Annotated in this window: 11 protein-coding genes, 3 tRNA genes and 1 pseudogene; 4 read left to right on the forward strand and 11 right to left on the reverse strand. The window is 66.9% G+C overall.

The window, feature by feature from the left end:
• Positions 1–131: 131 nt before the first annotated feature.
• From ACH4KB_RS18595 to ACH4KB_RS18615, 5 genes are all read right to left on the reverse strand, one after another.
• Entirely contained in the window at positions 132–1352 is a 1221-nt protein-coding gene (locus ACH4KB_RS18595; protein ID WP_398066981.1) for a hypothetical protein, read from the reverse strand.
• 134 nt (positions 1353–1486) lie between these two features.
• On the reverse strand, positions 1487–1909 hold the full coding sequence (locus tag ACH4KB_RS18600) for a hypothetical protein (protein WP_398066982.1): 423 nt from the start codon (positions 1907–1909) through the stop codon (positions 1487–1489).
• Positions 1910–1975: 66 nt separating this feature from the next.
• The gene (locus tag ACH4KB_RS18605) at positions 1976–3751 is read right to left on the reverse strand and encodes a ParB N-terminal domain-containing protein (protein WP_398066983.1); all 1776 of its coding nucleotides are present in this window, start codon (positions 3749–3751) and stop codon (positions 1976–1978) included.
• A gap of 93 nt (positions 3752–3844) precedes the next feature.
• Positions 3845–4315 carry a DUF6197 family protein gene (locus tag ACH4KB_RS18610; RefSeq protein ID WP_398066984.1) on the reverse strand — a complete coding sequence of 157 codons (471 nt, stop codon included), beginning with the start codon at positions 4313–4315 and terminating at the stop codon, positions 3845–3847.
• A 69-nt stretch (positions 4316–4384) separates the two neighbouring features.
• Positions 4385–5125, reverse strand: a complete 741-nt coding sequence (locus ACH4KB_RS18615) for a DUF2786 domain-containing protein (RefSeq protein ID WP_398066985.1) — start codon at positions 5123–5125, stop codon at positions 4385–4387.
• Between the two features lie 611 nt (positions 5126–5736).
• On the opposite strand from ACH4KB_RS18615, the gene ACH4KB_RS18620 reads away from it, so the two are divergent.
• Both ACH4KB_RS18620 and ACH4KB_RS18625 read left to right on the forward strand, forming a co-directional pair.
• A complete protein-coding gene (locus ACH4KB_RS18620) occupies positions 5737–6117 on the forward strand; it encodes a hypothetical protein (RefSeq protein ID WP_398066986.1) in 381 nt (126 codons plus the stop codon).
• Between the two features lie 685 nt (positions 6118–6802).
• Positions 6803–6991 (forward strand): annotated as a pseudogene (locus tag ACH4KB_RS18625) (IS5/IS1182 family transposase); the annotation flags it as partial.
• A 231-nt stretch (positions 6992–7222) separates the two neighbouring features.
• On the opposite strand, the gene ACH4KB_RS18630 reads toward ACH4KB_RS18625, so the two are convergent.
• The 6 genes from ACH4KB_RS18630 to ACH4KB_RS18655 form a co-directional block, all read right to left on the reverse strand.
• The gene (locus ACH4KB_RS18630; RefSeq protein ID WP_351045564.1) at positions 7223–8257 is read right to left on the reverse strand and encodes a UvrD-helicase domain-containing protein; all 1035 of its coding nucleotides are present in this window, start codon (positions 8255–8257) and stop codon (positions 7223–7225) included.
• Positions 8241–9839 carry an ATP-dependent nuclease gene (locus ACH4KB_RS18635; protein ID WP_398066987.1) on the reverse strand — a complete coding sequence of 533 codons (1599 nt, stop codon included), beginning with the start codon at positions 9837–9839 and terminating at the stop codon, positions 8241–8243. Before ACH4KB_RS18635 ends, ACH4KB_RS18630 begins: the two co-directional genes overlap by 17 nt.
• A 1327-nt stretch (positions 9840–11166) precedes the next feature.
• On the reverse strand, positions 11167–12399 hold the full coding sequence (locus ACH4KB_RS18640) for a tyrosine-type recombinase/integrase (protein WP_339151652.1): 1233 nt from the start codon (positions 12397–12399) through the stop codon (positions 11167–11169).
• Positions 12400–12500: 101 nt separating this feature from the next.
• Positions 12501–12577: transfer RNA gene (locus tag ACH4KB_RS18645), tRNA-Ile, on the reverse strand.
• 234 nt (positions 12578–12811) lie between these two features.
• Positions 12812–12884, reverse strand: a tRNA-Asn gene (locus ACH4KB_RS18650).
• 5 nt (positions 12885–12889) lie between these two features.
• Positions 12890–12962 (reverse strand) — tRNA-Asn (locus ACH4KB_RS18655).
• Positions 12963–13144: 182 nt separating this feature from the next.
• Here ACH4KB_RS18655 and ACH4KB_RS18660 point away from each other — a divergent pair.
• Entirely contained in the window at positions 13145–13450 is a 306-nt protein-coding gene (locus tag ACH4KB_RS18660) for a YtxH domain-containing protein (protein ID WP_398067216.1), read from the forward strand.
• Between the two features lie 66 nt (positions 13451–13516).
• On the forward strand, positions 13517–14968 hold the full coding sequence (locus ACH4KB_RS18665) for an FGGY family carbohydrate kinase (protein ID WP_398066988.1): 1452 nt from the start codon (positions 13517–13519) through the stop codon (positions 14966–14968).
• Positions 14969–14970: the final 2 nt, after the last annotated feature.

The following is a 14970-nucleotide window of genomic DNA, read 5'->3' on the forward strand; positions in this document are numbered from 1 at the left end:
CGCGGGGGGGGGGGGGCGCGGGGGGGGGGGGGGGGGGGGGGGGGGGGGGGCGCCCCCCCCCCCCCCCCCCCACGGCCCGGCGGCCGGGGTCCGGGCCCGGCCGGGCGGTCCTCCCCGCCCGGCCGGACCTGCTAAGCGGCGACCGGTTCGCGTGCGGCGACGCGGCACCGGGTGAGAACCGTCTGTGCGGTCTCGCCGTAGATGCTGTGGTCCTTGACCGTGCCGGTCAGCTCGACCTCGTCGCCCTGGTCTGGGACGTCGGCGGCGCTGCTGAACCAGACAAACACGTTGCCCTGCGGGTCCTGGAACTTCACCAGTCGGCGGCGCTGGGTCTGGTAGCCGTACGTCCGGCCCTCCAGCTCGATCACGGTGGTCACGGTGGCGGCGGTGGTGATGCGCTCGCCCACCGTGCCCTGCGGCCGGGAGTTCTGGGCGGCCCGCTCGGCGGCCTCCTTCTCCTGGTCGCGGTACCAACCCGCGATGGCGGACACCAGCGTCGGCAGGTGGCGCGGGTCGACGGTCTCACTCTTCGCCAACTGGCCCACCTTGTGGCGGTAGTCGGAGAGGCTGCCGTATCCCTGTACGGCCCACTCCCGGACGGCGGCGGCGGTGCTCGGAGCGTCGGGGTCGGCGTCGATGGCGGCTCGCCATTCCATCGGGGCGTTGCGGCCGAAGAAATACGTCTCGACGGTATCGGCGGTCGGCACGGTGTCCTTCCACTGCTCGGACCGGCTGTAGAACCGGCCGTCCATCGTGACGATGGCGGCGGTCACCCGCAGGACCTCGATCACGGGAACACGGAGATCAGCCGGAATACCGCCTTCGTTGCCGTCCCAGTCGGAATCCTTCAGCGTGCCGAACCGCCACAACGCCTGAAGCCCCTTGATCGGCAGACCGGTGTACGGCTCGACGCACGTGGTGCCCAACTGCCGCATCTCGCCGTTCTCGTTGCGGGCAAGGTAGGTGGCGGTGCGGTGACGGGCGACGGCGCACCCGTGGCAGAAGTTCTCGATGGCCCGGTACTGGCGCGCGGCCTCGGCGTCCTGCTCGGGCAGACCGGGGAACAGGCTGGTGATCGTCTCGCAGCTCTCCTCGTCGTGGTCCAGGCGAGCGATGACGGTCCAGCCCTGGTGACGCGGGACGTCGCCGGAGATCGACACGGTGACGGTGGGGCGCTTGCCGATCACGCGGCCGTCAAGGTCGCGGTAGTTGGCAAGGAACGGCTCGGAGAAGTCGAGCGCGTACGCGCTGAGGTGGTGGACGGCCGCGCGGGCGTTGGTGGCCTCGACAAGCTGACGGACGCGGGACTGGGCGGTCGCGGGGATGGAAAACCGCATGACTGCGCTGGTCATCGTGGGTGCTCCTGCTGGTGAGAGAGGAATTCGCGGGCCCGGCCGGGGGGTTGCCCTCTGCGCACGGCCGGGGCGGTCCGGCTGGCGGACCGTGGTGTTGGAGGGGGGTTGCCCTCCCCCTCCAACACCACTAATTAAACCATGTTTAGAGGTGTGTGGCAAGCATCCCGGCCGGGGATGTCGAGTGCGGCGCGGTCGCGCAGGAACGCGGCGAACAGGGCGGCGGTGTAGCTGTCGGCGGTGCCGTACGTGCGGCGGCAGTCCAGCGCGCCGATGCGCTCGCCACGGTGGTGGACGGGGAACGGCTGACCGGGGGCCGGAATGGCGAGCGCGTACAGTCCGCGCGGGGTGTCCACCCGCAGGACGACGGCGGCGGCCTGGTGGTCGTAGGCGGCAGACCAGCGGGCGGGGCCGATGCCGAACTCCGCGAGTCCGCCCGCGATGGCGCGGGCCTGCATGATGTCGGCGGTGGTGCCGGGGTCGGGCTCGGCGGGGGCGGGGACGCATCCGCAATCGTGGTCGTCGGCGTGGGTCTCGAACAGAGCTGTACGGGTCACTGTGGGGCTCCTGGGGGTGCCGGGGGCGGGCGGTTCCCGCCCCCCGGCGTCGGGCGGCTGAGGTGGTTAGGCGGCGGCTTCGTCGTCGCTGGCCGGGTCGTCGGCTTCCTCGGCCTCCGGCTCGCCCGTCTCCTCGTCGGTGCCGGGCTCCTGCTCAGTCTCCGGCTCGCTGCCGGACGTGATCGCGGCGCGGGGCTTCTTCTTCGACGGGTCGTAGGGCTCCTCGTCCGCGACGGACTGCTCAATGGGTGTGAGCGGGTACCCGAGGGACGCGAGCACCTGGAACCACCGGCCGGTGGGCTTCCGCGTCCACGGGGCGTGCTGGCTGTCCGTCCGCCATGCAGACCGGTTCGCGCACTTCTCCCGGACGGCCGCGATGGCGGCGAACTGGAGCTGGGGGGCCCGGCGCGGGTCCTTGGCGACGTGCCCGGCAAAGCTGCTCCGGTCCTTCGCCTGCTCGGCGTTCAACCCCAGGAATCCGGCCAGAATCTCCGTGGTGCCCTCCTTGTTCAGGTCGTCGGAGATGCCCCAACTACCGTCCAGCAGAGCGTTATTGACGTGCCCGATCAAGGTGTTGGTGGTGTTCTTCGGGAGGTTGCGCCGCTTGATCAGGTCCGTGATCCACTTACGGCGCAGGGCCTCGGCCGCGTCCCAGTCGATGTTCCCCTTCTTGACGGCGGCGCGGGCGGCGCGCTCGGCCTCCTTGTCGGCGGCGGTCATCGTGCCGCCGCTGGCGCTGGCACCCTCGGGCACCATGTGCCCGTACAGGCCGGGGGCGGAGCAGTAGGGCTCGTACCGGTTCCCCCGCCGCTCATCGAACACCCAGACAAGACCCTTGCACTCGGCGTGCTCCTCGGTGCTGATGCCGCGCAGTCGCCACACGGGCATGGCGCGCTCGGACAGTTCCTCGGCGTCCCTGATCTTCTGCCCGGCCGTCTCCAGCTCCGCGCGGTGTGCCTCCGCCTTGTTCCGCTTGTCGCGCTTGGTCCGCTCGATCGCGATGGCCCAGTCAACGTCTCCCTCGTCGGCGTCGTCCTCGGCGGCGGCCTCGGTGATCGCGGCGAGCGCTTCGGCATCGTCGGCGAACTCCGAAAGTGCGGCCAGGTGCTCGAAAGTCCACTCGTAGCTGCCTGCGCCGCTGACGGCGGCGCTCAGCTTCTCGTCAGACCTGACCTTGACCAGCGTCTTGACGTCCTTCTGCCGCACGCCTGCGGCCTTGGCGATTCGGCCGACCTGCGCGCCCGCCTCGGCGGCGCTGAACATGGCCTGGTTCATCTCGGAAGTAGTGAGGCTCTTACGGTGCTGAGCAGTCGTGATCATGTCGAGGAACTGCCCGGCCGCGTCGCGGTCGTCGTCCTCCCACTCGTACGGCAGGTGGGTGAGACCCGCGTCCGTCGCTGCGTGGTAGCGGCGGTTTCCGTCGTTGACCTGGAGGACTCCGCCGTCGAGCCGCTGGATCTTGACGGGGATGCGGCACCCCTCGGTGCGGAGCGAGTCCACGAACGGCGCGTTGAGGTCGAGATCTTCACGGGCGTTCTTCGGGTGCGGGGTGAGCACGTCGATCCGGATGACGGGGCGGGGCGTGACCGGCACGGTCTCCAGCCCTGCGGCGAAGGCGGCGGCCAGTCGCTGGAATCCGTCGATGACCTGCGGCACGCCGCCGTGGGTGCGCACGACGTACAGCGGCTCGACGACGCCGTTGCCCTTCACGTCGGCCAGCAGATCGGCCGGGGCCTCAATGTCGCGGACGTTGCCGGGGTGCGCGGCGAGTTCGGAGACCGCGAGGGTCTGCCACGGGGCAGGGGCAGTCTGGACGCCGGCCTGGGTCTTGGTGTTCGTCATCGATCCTTCTCTTTCTGGTGAGAGTTCGTCGGGCCGTTCGGCCCGGTGACAGTGTCGGTCGGGGGGTTGCCCTCCCCCTTCCGGCGCCATTAATTAAACCATGTTTTTAAGAGTGGGGCAACCGGGGGTGCTGTGATCGCCGCCACTCGGGTGCAGGGCTGCGGCGGTGCGGATCATCGCGGCGGCCTCGGCGGTGTTCCGCTCGGGTTCGTCTCCCCAGCACCACAGGAGGGTGCGCCGGTAGGCGTCCTCCGTGAGCCGCAGCTTTCGCCACCGGACCCCGGACACGGGACGGCCGTTGACCTGGTTGCTGAGCACCACAAGGGAGTCGAACAGGGCGCGTTGGAAGACGTCCCACGGTTCACCGCGCACGGACCAGCGGGGCCGAACGGAGCGTACGCCGCGCTCCCACGCGTGCAGCACGGTGCACGGGGCGGTGTCGCCCATCCGGCCGGGCTGCCAGAGGTGGTCACCCTGGTAGAGGCCGACGCGTTCGATGTGGTCGGCGGCCGCGGTGAGGATGCGGGCGGGGGTGGCTGGGGGCTTTCGAGCGGGCACGGTCATGCCTCCTGGGTAGGTCGCGGGCTCGGCGGCCGGGGGGCGGCGGATGGCCACCCCCCGACCTCGACGGGGTTACGCGGCTATGGACCCGGCCATGGTGCGGCCGATCCGCTTACCGCCGATGTCGGCGCGGCTTCCCGCCGTCCACCCGGCTCCGTACCCGTTGCCGGTCATGGTGGTGGTGCCACCCTTCCGTGCACGGGGGTACGCCTGCTGATAGCTGCGCGAGACGACGGCCTTGCGGTCCGCGAGCACGAGGGCCGCGCTGCGGCCGGTGGCGGTGGTCTCGCCCCTGGCCTCGTCGCGTGCGCCGCGCTCGGCCTCCTCGATGCGGTCGCCCACCCGGTTGATGAAGCCGAGAAGCCAGGACCGACGCCAGGCACGCGCACCCTGACCCGGCGGGACCGACTGAGCGGCCAGTCCGCTGTTCATCTGGAGGAGAAGGGAGGTGTAGAGAAGTTCGACACGCTGAAGGTCGCTCGCATACCCGAAGATGTGCACTCGGCGGGCCGGGCCGCTGCCGTCCCGGCCGAGGTGGATCAGCTCGCAGCCGAGGGCGAGCGCGATGCGGTTGATGAGGCGGACACGCTCCATCGCCCACGGATTGTCCAGAACGATCTTGCGGTCCGTCGGGGCGTCGCTGGCCGGGTTGGCGTCGTTGAGCATCGCCTGTTCGACGCCGTACTTCGCCATCATCTCGAACGCCCGCTTCCGAGCCAACTCCGCCTCCGCCTCCGGAGTACGGGGGTCCTCCGCCTTGGCGAGAAGGGCGCGGATGGTTTCGAGCTTCGCGGGTGCCTTCGTGGTGCTCACGTTCGTTCTCCTGGTGAGAGAGGTTGTCGGCGGCCGGTCGGCCTGCCGTGTGCCGGTCGGGGGTTGCCCTCCCCTTCCGACATGACTAATTAAACCACGTTCTAGGGGTCGGGTCAACCCGGATAGGGTCTCTGACCTGGCCTTTTCTCACACCCCACGGCCCGCACCCGCCCGGCCGGGCCCGGCCACAACGGGCCTGGGCGGGGTTCCCTCCTCGGTCGGACAGCTCCGCCGTACCAGGGTTGCGGGCGCGGTGTCCGGGCTCGCGTAGCGACCGCGTAGCGGCTTGGCCTGGACGCCGTGCCCGGGTTCCTGGTACGCCCCTTGGGGTGTCCGGCCGAGGAGGGAACCCCGCCTTCACCACCCGCACCACGACGGCGCGGCACCCGACCGACCAGCCCTCACCCCCTCCGAGGAGGACCCGCCGGAGGCTGCCTTTCGCTCTGGCCGGCACCCAACGAACTCGTGGTTCGAGATGTCCGCGTTCCTGTGCCTACGGTGCGCGCGACGAACAGTATTTTCGAACAGAACTGGGGGCACGGGTGAGCACGAATTCGGCAGGACCGGTGAGCGCGTCGGAGCTGCGGCGGCGGGTTCGCGCTACTGAAGCGGTGAAGGCGAAGACGCGGGAGATGGCCGCCGAGCACGCGCTGACCGCGCGTGAGGCTGCGGTGAAGACGGCCAAGGCGAAGGAGGAAGCCGACGTCACGGCACGGGAGGCGGTTGCTGTAGTGCTGCGGCTGTTCGACAACGACGCCGAGTTGGTCTCGGAACTGCTGGGCGTCCCGGCGGAGGAGCTGGAACGCGAGGCGAAGCCTGTTACCGCCGCTCGGGCGAAGGAGGTCATCGAATCGCTGCGAGCCCGCGCCGAGCGGCCCCGCACCACCCGAGCCCGTAAGCCTCGGGTGGATGCGGCAGGCGCGGCTTCCTCGACCTCGGGCGCCCCGGCCCCGGTCGTCACGGCGGACGGCGGCCGGGCTGATGCCGCCTGAGAACGACATCGGGCCCGGACTCTTCCCGCTCGCGGCGGTGAACGGGTCCGGGCCCGTTCGCGTTGACGAGCAACTTTCTCTCATCGGTGAGCCAACACCGGTTCGTATACCGGCCGTTGAGTGGATGTCCTGGCTGGCCAACGAGTCCGTTCGGGCCCGGTACTGGGCGAAGGTCTACCGAACCTCGTCAACCGAGGACTGCTGGTTCTTCTTCGGCGGGATCTCCAGTACCGGCCACGCCACCTTCAGGGCTGCGTCGCGGCCGGGCAGGACGCGACGCGGCACGGTGCCGGGCCACCTCTACGGGTACCAGCTCGCGCACGGTGTCATCCCTCGGCTCGGCTGGGGTACCGACAGCCCGACCGTCTGCCACACCTGCGACAACCACTCCTGCCAGCAGCCGGCGCACCTGCGACTGGGGACAGCGGCGGAGAACCGGGCCGAATGGCTGGCCCGCCGCAGAGACCCGGGTAGCCCCCTCGCCGACCTTCGCGGCCCGGCCGGACGCTCCCGCGCCATAGGCGCCGCTATCAGTGCCGGCCGGAACGGCGGGGAGTCCGGAGCGGAGATCGCAACACGTATCCGTGCGGCGATTGCGGCGGGTCGTCCCCTCAGCCTCTGGTAATGCGAGGCACAGCCCTACCCCCACATTTCACGATGCACCTTGGATGCATGCGAGCGTCCGGTCCGCAACGACGCAGGAAGGGTGGGGTGGACGGTCTCGATCGACTCCACCGTCGCAAGGGCTCACCAACACGCAGCCGGCACCCGCGAAGAAAAAGAGGGATCAACCCGAGGGCGAGTCGGATGAACCGGCAGCAGTTGCGGGTCGCGAGGCGCTCGGCCGAACCGGGGCGGGCCGACTACCCGCAGTGCCGTCTTCGCTCATCCGCAGCAGCCGCGACCGGAACCTTCTACGGTAGTCATTCTCAACGCTGCTGAGCAGCGCGTTGGTGTCCACCATGCCGACCAGATGCGGCGCGCTTGAACTGAGGGATCAAGCGCGCGTCTGACGATCGATGGACGCTGGTTCTTCCGTCATGAATCAGCGGTAGTCGTCGGGCGTGACAGCCTCCGGCAGGTTTCCAGAGTCAACAGGGGTCTCCTACGGCATGACGAACGTGGCGCTGTACTTCGCCCGCGTCACCGCGACATAGAGCTTCGCTCTGTCTCCGGCCTGGGTGCAGTCTCGGGTCTGGTAGTAACTGATCATCGGCTTCGTCGGGAAGATGAGCACGCGGTCGAACGTGCTGCCCTTCGAGGTACCCATGTTCATTGCGTCGAGACCGCATGTATCGGCTCGCTTGTCCCAGCGCAGCACCGTCGGCGCGTACTCCTCTGCATACTCCAACACGGCCGATTTCCTGATCGCGAAGATGCCATCGTGACCAGTCATTTCGGTGTTCTTGGACACGGTACGCGCAAGGTCGGGGTACAGATCGTCTGCGAAATCACAGATAACTTGGTTGCAGCGGTAACTCTCTACTCGGTTTTCAACGAGGCATAGGTCGGTACGCGTAGCCAACCACTCAACGATGCCACTCCCTTTATACTTCGAGTTCTTTGTAGCGTTGTTCGTTGCGAAGGTGGCCTGGCGGGGATCGCCAACCACCGTGACGGAAATCGGCGACTTCATCAGCAGGTCCAGGAGTTCGAGGTCGTACCCCGCCATGTCCTGGATCTCATCAATGAAAATATGGTCGTACATCCGCGAAAGACGATCGACCACCATACCCTTGCTCAGTTTGTTGGCCTCGAAGGAGAACGCCGATACGCCGTCTCGATACGCCGACTTGCCACGGTCTAGGTAGTATTGCTGAGGCTTGCTTTTTGGGATGTACCTCGAACGCTGTCCCACGAAATTGAGCCTACCCATCATTCCCGCTTCACCGAGAACAAAGCTCTGATAGGGGCGAGCACACTCGTTGAGGAGAAACGTGAACCAACCCATGACCGTGACGTGCCTCGGTAGCACTCCAGTGCCCGCGCTCAGTCGGCTCACGATCTGGTGGAGATTTTCGTTGGTGTAAGTCGTCACCAAGACACGCTTGCTCGGATTAGCGACGACGCAGTCGATGATGTGCTGAGTTTTCCGCGAGCCGGCCGCCGCGATGACGGCCCGATTATTGGGCGACTGCATCCCTTATGTACTCCGGCATGTTGATGGTCTGGTCGCTAGAGAAGATCGTTAGAGCACAGGTTGTCTTTCGATCCTCCATGTGCTCAAGCAAGTCTACTTCGGAGGTAAAATTCTTTCCGAGGATAGCGTTCATTGTGACGAGACCGTTCGCCTTTAGGAGTTGCGGCTCAAGGGTCTTGTATGCCTTATCCTGTCCCACGTGAACAGAGATGTTCGGGAAGACAGTGTGAGCGGCGTACTTTCGCTGCACCTCTGCGGCATCGGTACCGTCGTTATCCCTCACGACGGCGACCACATTGCCGGTGAGTGATGCGATATCTAGGAACCGACGAAATGCCAGTCCACGAACGCTGATTACGTCTACGCCGTCTTCAATGGGCAGGCAACCATGAACGTCCCTGTAGGCCCGCTGAACAATTAGTTCATCGGACGGCCCTTCCACAAGGATTGATCGTCGAGCAAGCACAAGGCGCAGGGTGTCGTAACCCGACAGCTTACGGAAGTAGTCCTGCGTGTCCGCCGGAAGGCTGTCGAGGCGGAACCCCTCCGTCGCCGAGAGCAGGACGAGCTTCTCAAGCCCTAGCTTGTTCAGCACGTAGGAGCTGTGCGTAGTGATAAATACCTGCTTGCCGTCGCACTTGTCGCTGATCTTCTTAACCAGCTTGCCCAAGTTGGAGAATGACAGGTGATTCTCCGGCTCTTCAACCAGGACGATGTGCGCGTCTTCAACCTTCTTGTTGAGAGCGAGAAGAATTTTGAGCGTACTCTGCTCTCCCTTGCCAACATACTGAAATGGCAACTCGTCGAGGTGCGGAACGATACTGCTTTCCCAGCTCGATTTCTGCGAAACATCGATACCGAGCGTTAGTTCGCGATCACTGACGTCACTGGGAGCGCCCCGTAGCTTCTGATTAATCTTTACGATCGAGTCGTCTGCTGCAAAATTCTCCCGAAGACTGCGATATGCGCGCGTTAGCTTTACGCGTTCGTCTGGCGCAAGGTGCGAGTTGATGATTCCGTTCAGGTAGTAGTCGACACCACTCTGAAGGTGAATGTTAGAGGCGTCGATCAGGGAGGCCGTTGCAGGAATGCTTCGGAAGGTAATACCATTGCCCGAGAAGGCCAGCCAATCGACCTTGTAGTACTCGGTGGGAATCAATCTGACTTGCTTCGGATCCCTGATGAACTCCTTGTACTCAGGCACGTAATCTGGGTTGAGCGCAACACGAACACGCACACCCGGCTCATTGGCCTTCAGAAGATTATTGGTTCCCATCAGCTCAGCAGGCGCAGTTTTACTGTCGAGGAACAGGTCAATAATAATCTCTGGTGGCCTGGCTTCTCGCCCCTCTCGGAGGGCGGCGATGTACTCGGCGGTGGCCTCTTGGTGGAACAGATACGGCGACAGCTCCTGGGCAAGCATTTTGCCTCGCAGCCTGCCCGTGAGCGCAAGGCTGATTGCTTCAAGAATCGTCGACTTACCGGCGTCGTTATCCCCGACCAAGATGTTCATCTTGGGGTCGAAGTCGAGTTTGAAGTTGCGAAACGAGCGATAATTCTGAAGGATAATTTTCGACAGCATATGCCCCCCATTTTCCCCTCGAAGGCGAGAATTAGCTGAATCACGGAATCGCTCCGTCGCTCAAACCCCCACCGCACGCCTTCGAACAAGTGGCGAGGATCGTAGCAGGCATCACCACAGTTACAGGAGTAGAACCGACAAACTTTTTGACCACACCTATGCGTTTGGAACAGATGTGCGAACCCCCCGACCCGGCCCACACCGCTCGCCCTCTCTTACGCCTCGGGCGACCTCGACGCTGGGGCAAGCTACTCCATCGTTCGAGGGCTACAACGAAGAAGACTCCCCCTATCCGGTGGTCGGCAGGGTGTTCCTCATTCCTGGGAGCTAGAAACCCGACTCACCGACGGCCGACCTCGGCCCTTGGGGTCGGGCACACCCACTGCACATCAAGATGACACCCAGTCCGGCGGGACCAGGCGGCATCTTCGAGGTCCATAGGTGTGCGTGGGGTTATATGCCGCTCACGGCGCCGCTCAGCGTGCTCGTCTCGTGCAGCACCGCCCCGCTTCTCGCTCGATCACCGCTTCCAACAGTCCGCCGATGACTTGGGTGTTCCGTGAGCTGCTCCAGACACGGCGCGATCACGTGGTGCGCGTCGTTGTGAAGGAGCCGACGAACCAGAGCTGGGGCATCTGTGGCACCGCCCAGATGATCAATAAGGAAGAGGACGGCCCACCTGTCTCTTCGCTCTCTCACTATTGCCCCTGGTGCCGCAGCTGGCGGAGCCGTTCTGTTCGTGGCCATGCAGGCTCGGCGTCGCCGCGAGCGGCCAGTTCCGCTACTCCTGCACCACGACGGATATAGGCTGTCGGCTTCCCGCACAACCCCGCCAGTGGCCAGTGCGTCAACTTCGCGACCATGGCTACCGACCCCGCCACCGTCTCGCGAGCCCTCAAGAGTCTGACCGATGCGGCCGCTGTCGTCTTCCTCGGTACCGACTGCGAAGGCGACACCACTACGTCCTGTTGCCCGGCAAAGGCGCCTCCGACCGCCTACTCGTACGCTCCGTCGCCTTCTCCTGAGAGGCCGGGCGCACACGGGCGCCCATAGTCATCCCCGGTGCCTCCCCCACGGGCGGCCGGCGGGTCGACGTGATGGAATTCTTGCGCCATGGGGGCCTACTCGACGAGGAGCAGGCGCCCGATGACTTCGTGGCTGCATGCGCACCGCACTCATGGCGGCGGACCCAAGCGCCGCAAGCGTTAACAGAGCACCTCTGACCGAGGCCAGCCGGACACCCCAGAACCGTGCCCGGTCGCGGCCGGAGCCGTGCCCGTTCTTGGTAGTTCAGCATAAGAGCGCACGGCCTCCGCCTCCTGGCAACTCATGCGGCCTTAGAGACATGCATATCTGCGGAACCCATAGCCCACTCAACGGCAGCCACGACCTCGTCGTCCGATGCCTCCAGCAGGTGCCCGTACCGGTCGACCGTCGTCGTGATCGACTCGTGGCCGAGGCGGGCCTGAATCACGGGCAGCGGGACCTTGCCAGCTATGAGCCAGGAAGCGTGGGTGTGGCGAAGATCGTGGATTCGCGGGCGCTTGGTGAGACCGGCTGAGTTGGCCGCGTCCAGGGCCGGCTTCCAGCGGTGCGCGTGGAACACGCCGGAGTGCCACGCAGCGCCCTCTGGCGCCGTGAATATCAGGTCGGTCGGCTTCTTCCCCTGGCATCGCCTCTGGAACAGCTTCACCTGCTCTGGCGTGAGCACGAGGGTGCGACGTGACTTCTTCGTCTTGGGGGCGCCGAGGAACGTTCCGCCCTCGCCGCGCCTCTTCCAGGCCCGCTGCACCCGGAGCGTCGGTCTCTTCCCCACCAGCGTGAAGTCGCGGGGCTGGAGCGCCGTGATCTCGCCCCAGCGGAGCCCGGTGCTCACCAGAGCATCGACGATGTCCAGGGCGTCCGCCCGTACGTGCTGCCGAAGGACGGCGTACTCGTCGGGTTCGAGGAACACCTCGTCGTCCTCCGTGTCGTTCCCCTTGGGCAGCCGGGTGTGTGCACAGGGGTTCGAGTCACGCAGCGGCGGATCGGCGGTCACGGCCGACTGGAGAATGCTGAACAGCAGGCCGTGCAGGTTCGCGATCGTCTTCGCGGCGTACGGTCGGCGCTCAGTCCCGGCAGGATGCAGCGGACCAGGCTTTCCGTCTTGGAGGTCGAGGATCCACTGACTGATGTGGGCGCGCGTGAACCGCGGGCCTCGGTCGGAAACTGACAGCTCTCCAAACCACGGAGTCAGGTGGTTATCGATGAATCTGGTGTAGTTCGTGCGCGTGTGGTCCGATATATCGGTGAGCAGGCCCACGTAGGTGTGTGCGTACACGACGAACATCTCAGCAGCAGGCACCGCCGGTTCGTCAGGCTTGACGAAGCCCTTGCCCTTGGTCCACCCCGGGGGCCATTGCTGTCCGTGACCGTTCACCAAATCCCGAAAGCGTTCCGCCGGGTCGGAATCGTCGAAGGTCTCGTTGCACCACGCACCGGCGCGACCGCCCCCGGCGCGCCAGTAGACGATGTGCGAGGTCTCCCCGGAGCTCAATTTCTTCGTCTTGATGTAGGCCATGGGGACAAGCGTACGAGGACTCCGTGCGGTACTCGTGCGGTACCGCGCCTGCCCGACGGCTCATCAATCGGGCGTATCTGCAGGTCACGACGTTTCTGCTGTGGTGGGGCGGGTGGGACTCGAACCCACGGCCGACGGATTATGAGTCCGCTGCTCTAACCGGCTGAGCTACCGCCCCGTCTCGGCGTGGCGCGTACAAGTGTGCGCACCGTCTGCCGCAGCATAGCCGGTCATACGATCTCTCGCTTCGGATGGCCGACTTCACCTGATCTTGAGGACGGCGCTGCGTGCTGCCCGGTTGCGGACGAGATCGAGGAGACCCGAAAGAGGCACTCCAGGGCCCTTCGGGGGCTCCGGGAAGGCATCGGCCGGGCACGCGAAAGAGGACCCCGAAGGGCCCTCTTCCGTTCCGCTCCCCCGACTGGACTCGAACCAGTAACCCTCCGGTTAACAGCCGAATGCTCTGCCAATTGAGCTACAGGGGATCGCGCTCCCCCGACTGGACTCGAACCAGTAACCTGCCGGTTAACAGCCGGCTGCTCTGCCAATTGAGCTACAGGGGATTGCTGCGTCGCTGCGAAATCGTACCTGCCTGGCGGCTGCCGGGCGGCGCGCGTTCGCTGCGACACATACATTAGCGCAAGCAGGGGGGTGCTCCGCCAATCGGTATCGCCCGGGGTGATCTCGGGTGGTCGCGGGTAGGCGGGCTGCACACGTCGCACGAAGCGTAGGAAGGGTGGCAGCCATGCGGTACCGGCTCACGTTCATCGCCGGAGTGGCCCTCGGTTACGTGCTCGGCACGCGAGCCGGGCGCGAGCGTTACGAGCAGTTGAAGAAGACGGCCCGGCAGTTCACGGAGAACCCCGCCGTGCGCAACGCCGCCGAGAGTGCCGCGCACAACGGGCGGGACTTCGCGGGCAAGGCGTACCACTCGGTCAGCGACAAGGTCGGGGACAAGGTGCCCGCCTCCGTCGCCGAGCGGGTCCGGTCGCTGCGGGACCGCAGCAGCCAGAACGGCTTCGAGGACGACTGGGGGACCACCAATACCTAGGAGCCGTGGCCTCGTCGCGGACGGCGGCGGTTACGGGAAAATGGCGGGGTGCGGCAGAATCTCCCCATGGGCATAGTCGCGGGGTTGGACAGTTCTTCCGCCTTCACTCACATCGTCGTCTGTGACACGGACTCGGGCGCCGTGCTCCGGGAGGGGTACGCCGCCCATCCGGTCGAGGCCAAGGCCACCGAGGTCGATCCGCAGGCCTGGCTGCTCTCGCTCGGCGAGGCGGCCTCCGGTGGGCTGCTCGAAGGCGTGCAGGCCATCGGGGTCTCCGCGCAGCAGCACGGGCTCGTCCCGCTGGACCAGCAGGGCAACCTCGTGCGTCCCGCCCTGCTCGGCAACGACCGGCGGGCGCAGGTCGCCGCGGCCGATCTCGTCGACGCGCTGGGCGGGCGGGGGGCCTGGGCGGAAGCGGTCGGGGCCGTGCCGGGGGCCGCGCAGCCGGTGGCGAAACTGCGCTGGCTGGCGCGGACCGAGCCGGAGAACGCCCAGCGAGTGGCCGCCGTGCTCCAGCCGCACGACTGGCTCGTGTGGCAGCTGCTGGGCCGGCCCGCCCGGCGGACCACGGACCGGGGCGCGGCCTCGGGCACCGGCTACTGGTCGGCCGGGTCCGCCGCCTACCGGCCCGATCTGGTCGAGCTGGCCCTCGGCCACTCCGCCGGACTGCCCGAGGTGCTCGGCCCCGCCGACTCCGCCGGGATGACCCCGGAAGGGCTGCTGATCTCCGCGGGCACCGGCGAGACCATGGCCGCGGCCTTCGGGCTCGGGGTCGCGGTGGGCGACGCGGTGGTGTCGCTGGGGGCCTCCGGGTCCGTGATGGCGGTGCATCACGAGGCGCTCGCCGACCCGAACGGGATGATCACCTCGTTCGCCGACGCCACCGGGATGCACCTGCCGGTGGTGCACCTCTCCAATGCCGTGCGTGCGCTGCGCGGGACCGCCGAGATGCTGGACGTGGAAGGGCTGGAGGAGCTGTCCGCGCTGGCCCTGAAGTCGACGCCGGGCGCCTCCGGGCTGGTGCTGCTGCCGTATCTGGAGGGCGAGCGCACCCCGCAGCTCCCGCACACCGCGGGCACGCTGAGCGGGCTGCGGCGCGAGTCGATGAAGCCGGAGCATCTGGCGCGGGCCGCGTTCGAGGGGATGCTGTGCTCGCTGGCCGACGCCCTCGACGTACTGCGGGGGCGGGGGGTGGAGGTGCGGCGCGTCTTCCTGCTCGGCGCCGCCGCCGAGCTGCCCGCCGTACAGGCCCTGGCCCCGGCGGTGTTCGGCACCCAGGTCGTGGTGCCGCAGCCCGCCCAGTACGCGGCGATCGGCGCGGCCCGGCAGGCGGCGTGGGCGCTCGGGGTCTCGCAGGGCTCCCTCGACCCGCGCACTCCCCCGGCCTGGCAGGGTGCGGCGGCCCAGGTGCTGGAGCCCGGCGACGAGCTGGCGGTCGGCGGTGCGGTGCGTCAGCAGTACGCAGCGACCCGGGACCAGATCCACCCCGGGGCCTTCGGCGGAGCGCACCCGGCGTAGCC

Origin of the sequence: Streptomyces sp. NPDC017520, assembly GCF_044329855.1 — a bacterium.
Lineage (GTDB): Bacteria > Actinomycetota > Actinomycetes > Streptomycetales > Streptomycetaceae > Streptomyces.

Bases quoted from the DNA above. Each gene is read 5' to 3' on its own strand.
- ACH4KB_RS18595 (WP_398066981.1), bottom strand. From the start codon at position 1,352: ATGACCAGCGCAGTCATGCGGTTTTCCATCCCCGCGACCGCCCAGTCC.
- ACH4KB_RS18605 (WP_398066983.1), bottom strand. From the start codon at position 3,751: ATGACGAACACCAAGACCCAGGCCGGCGTCCAGACTGCCCCTGCCCCG.
- ACH4KB_RS18610 (WP_398066984.1), bottom strand. From the start codon at position 4,315: ATGACCGTGCCCGCTCGAAAGCCCCCAGCCACCCCCGCCCGCATCCTC.
- ACH4KB_RS18630 (WP_351045564.1), bottom strand. From the start codon at position 8,257: ATGCAGTCGCCCAATAATCGGGCCGTCATCGCGGCGGCCGGCTCGCGG.
- ACH4KB_RS18635 (WP_398066987.1), bottom strand. From the start codon at position 9,839: ATGCTGTCGAAAATTATCCTTCAGAATTATCGCTCGTTTCGCAACTTC.
- ACH4KB_RS18640 (WP_339151652.1), bottom strand. From the start codon at position 12,399: ATGGCCTACATCAAGACGAAGAAATTGAGCTCCGGGGAGACCTCGCAC.
- ACH4KB_RS18660 (WP_398067216.1), top strand. From the start codon at position 13,145: ATGCGGTACCGGCTCACGTTCATCGCCGGAGTGGCCCTCGGTTACGTG.
- ACH4KB_RS18665 (WP_398066988.1), top strand. From the start codon at position 13,517: ATGGGCATAGTCGCGGGGTTGGACAGTTCTTCCGCCTTCACTCACATC.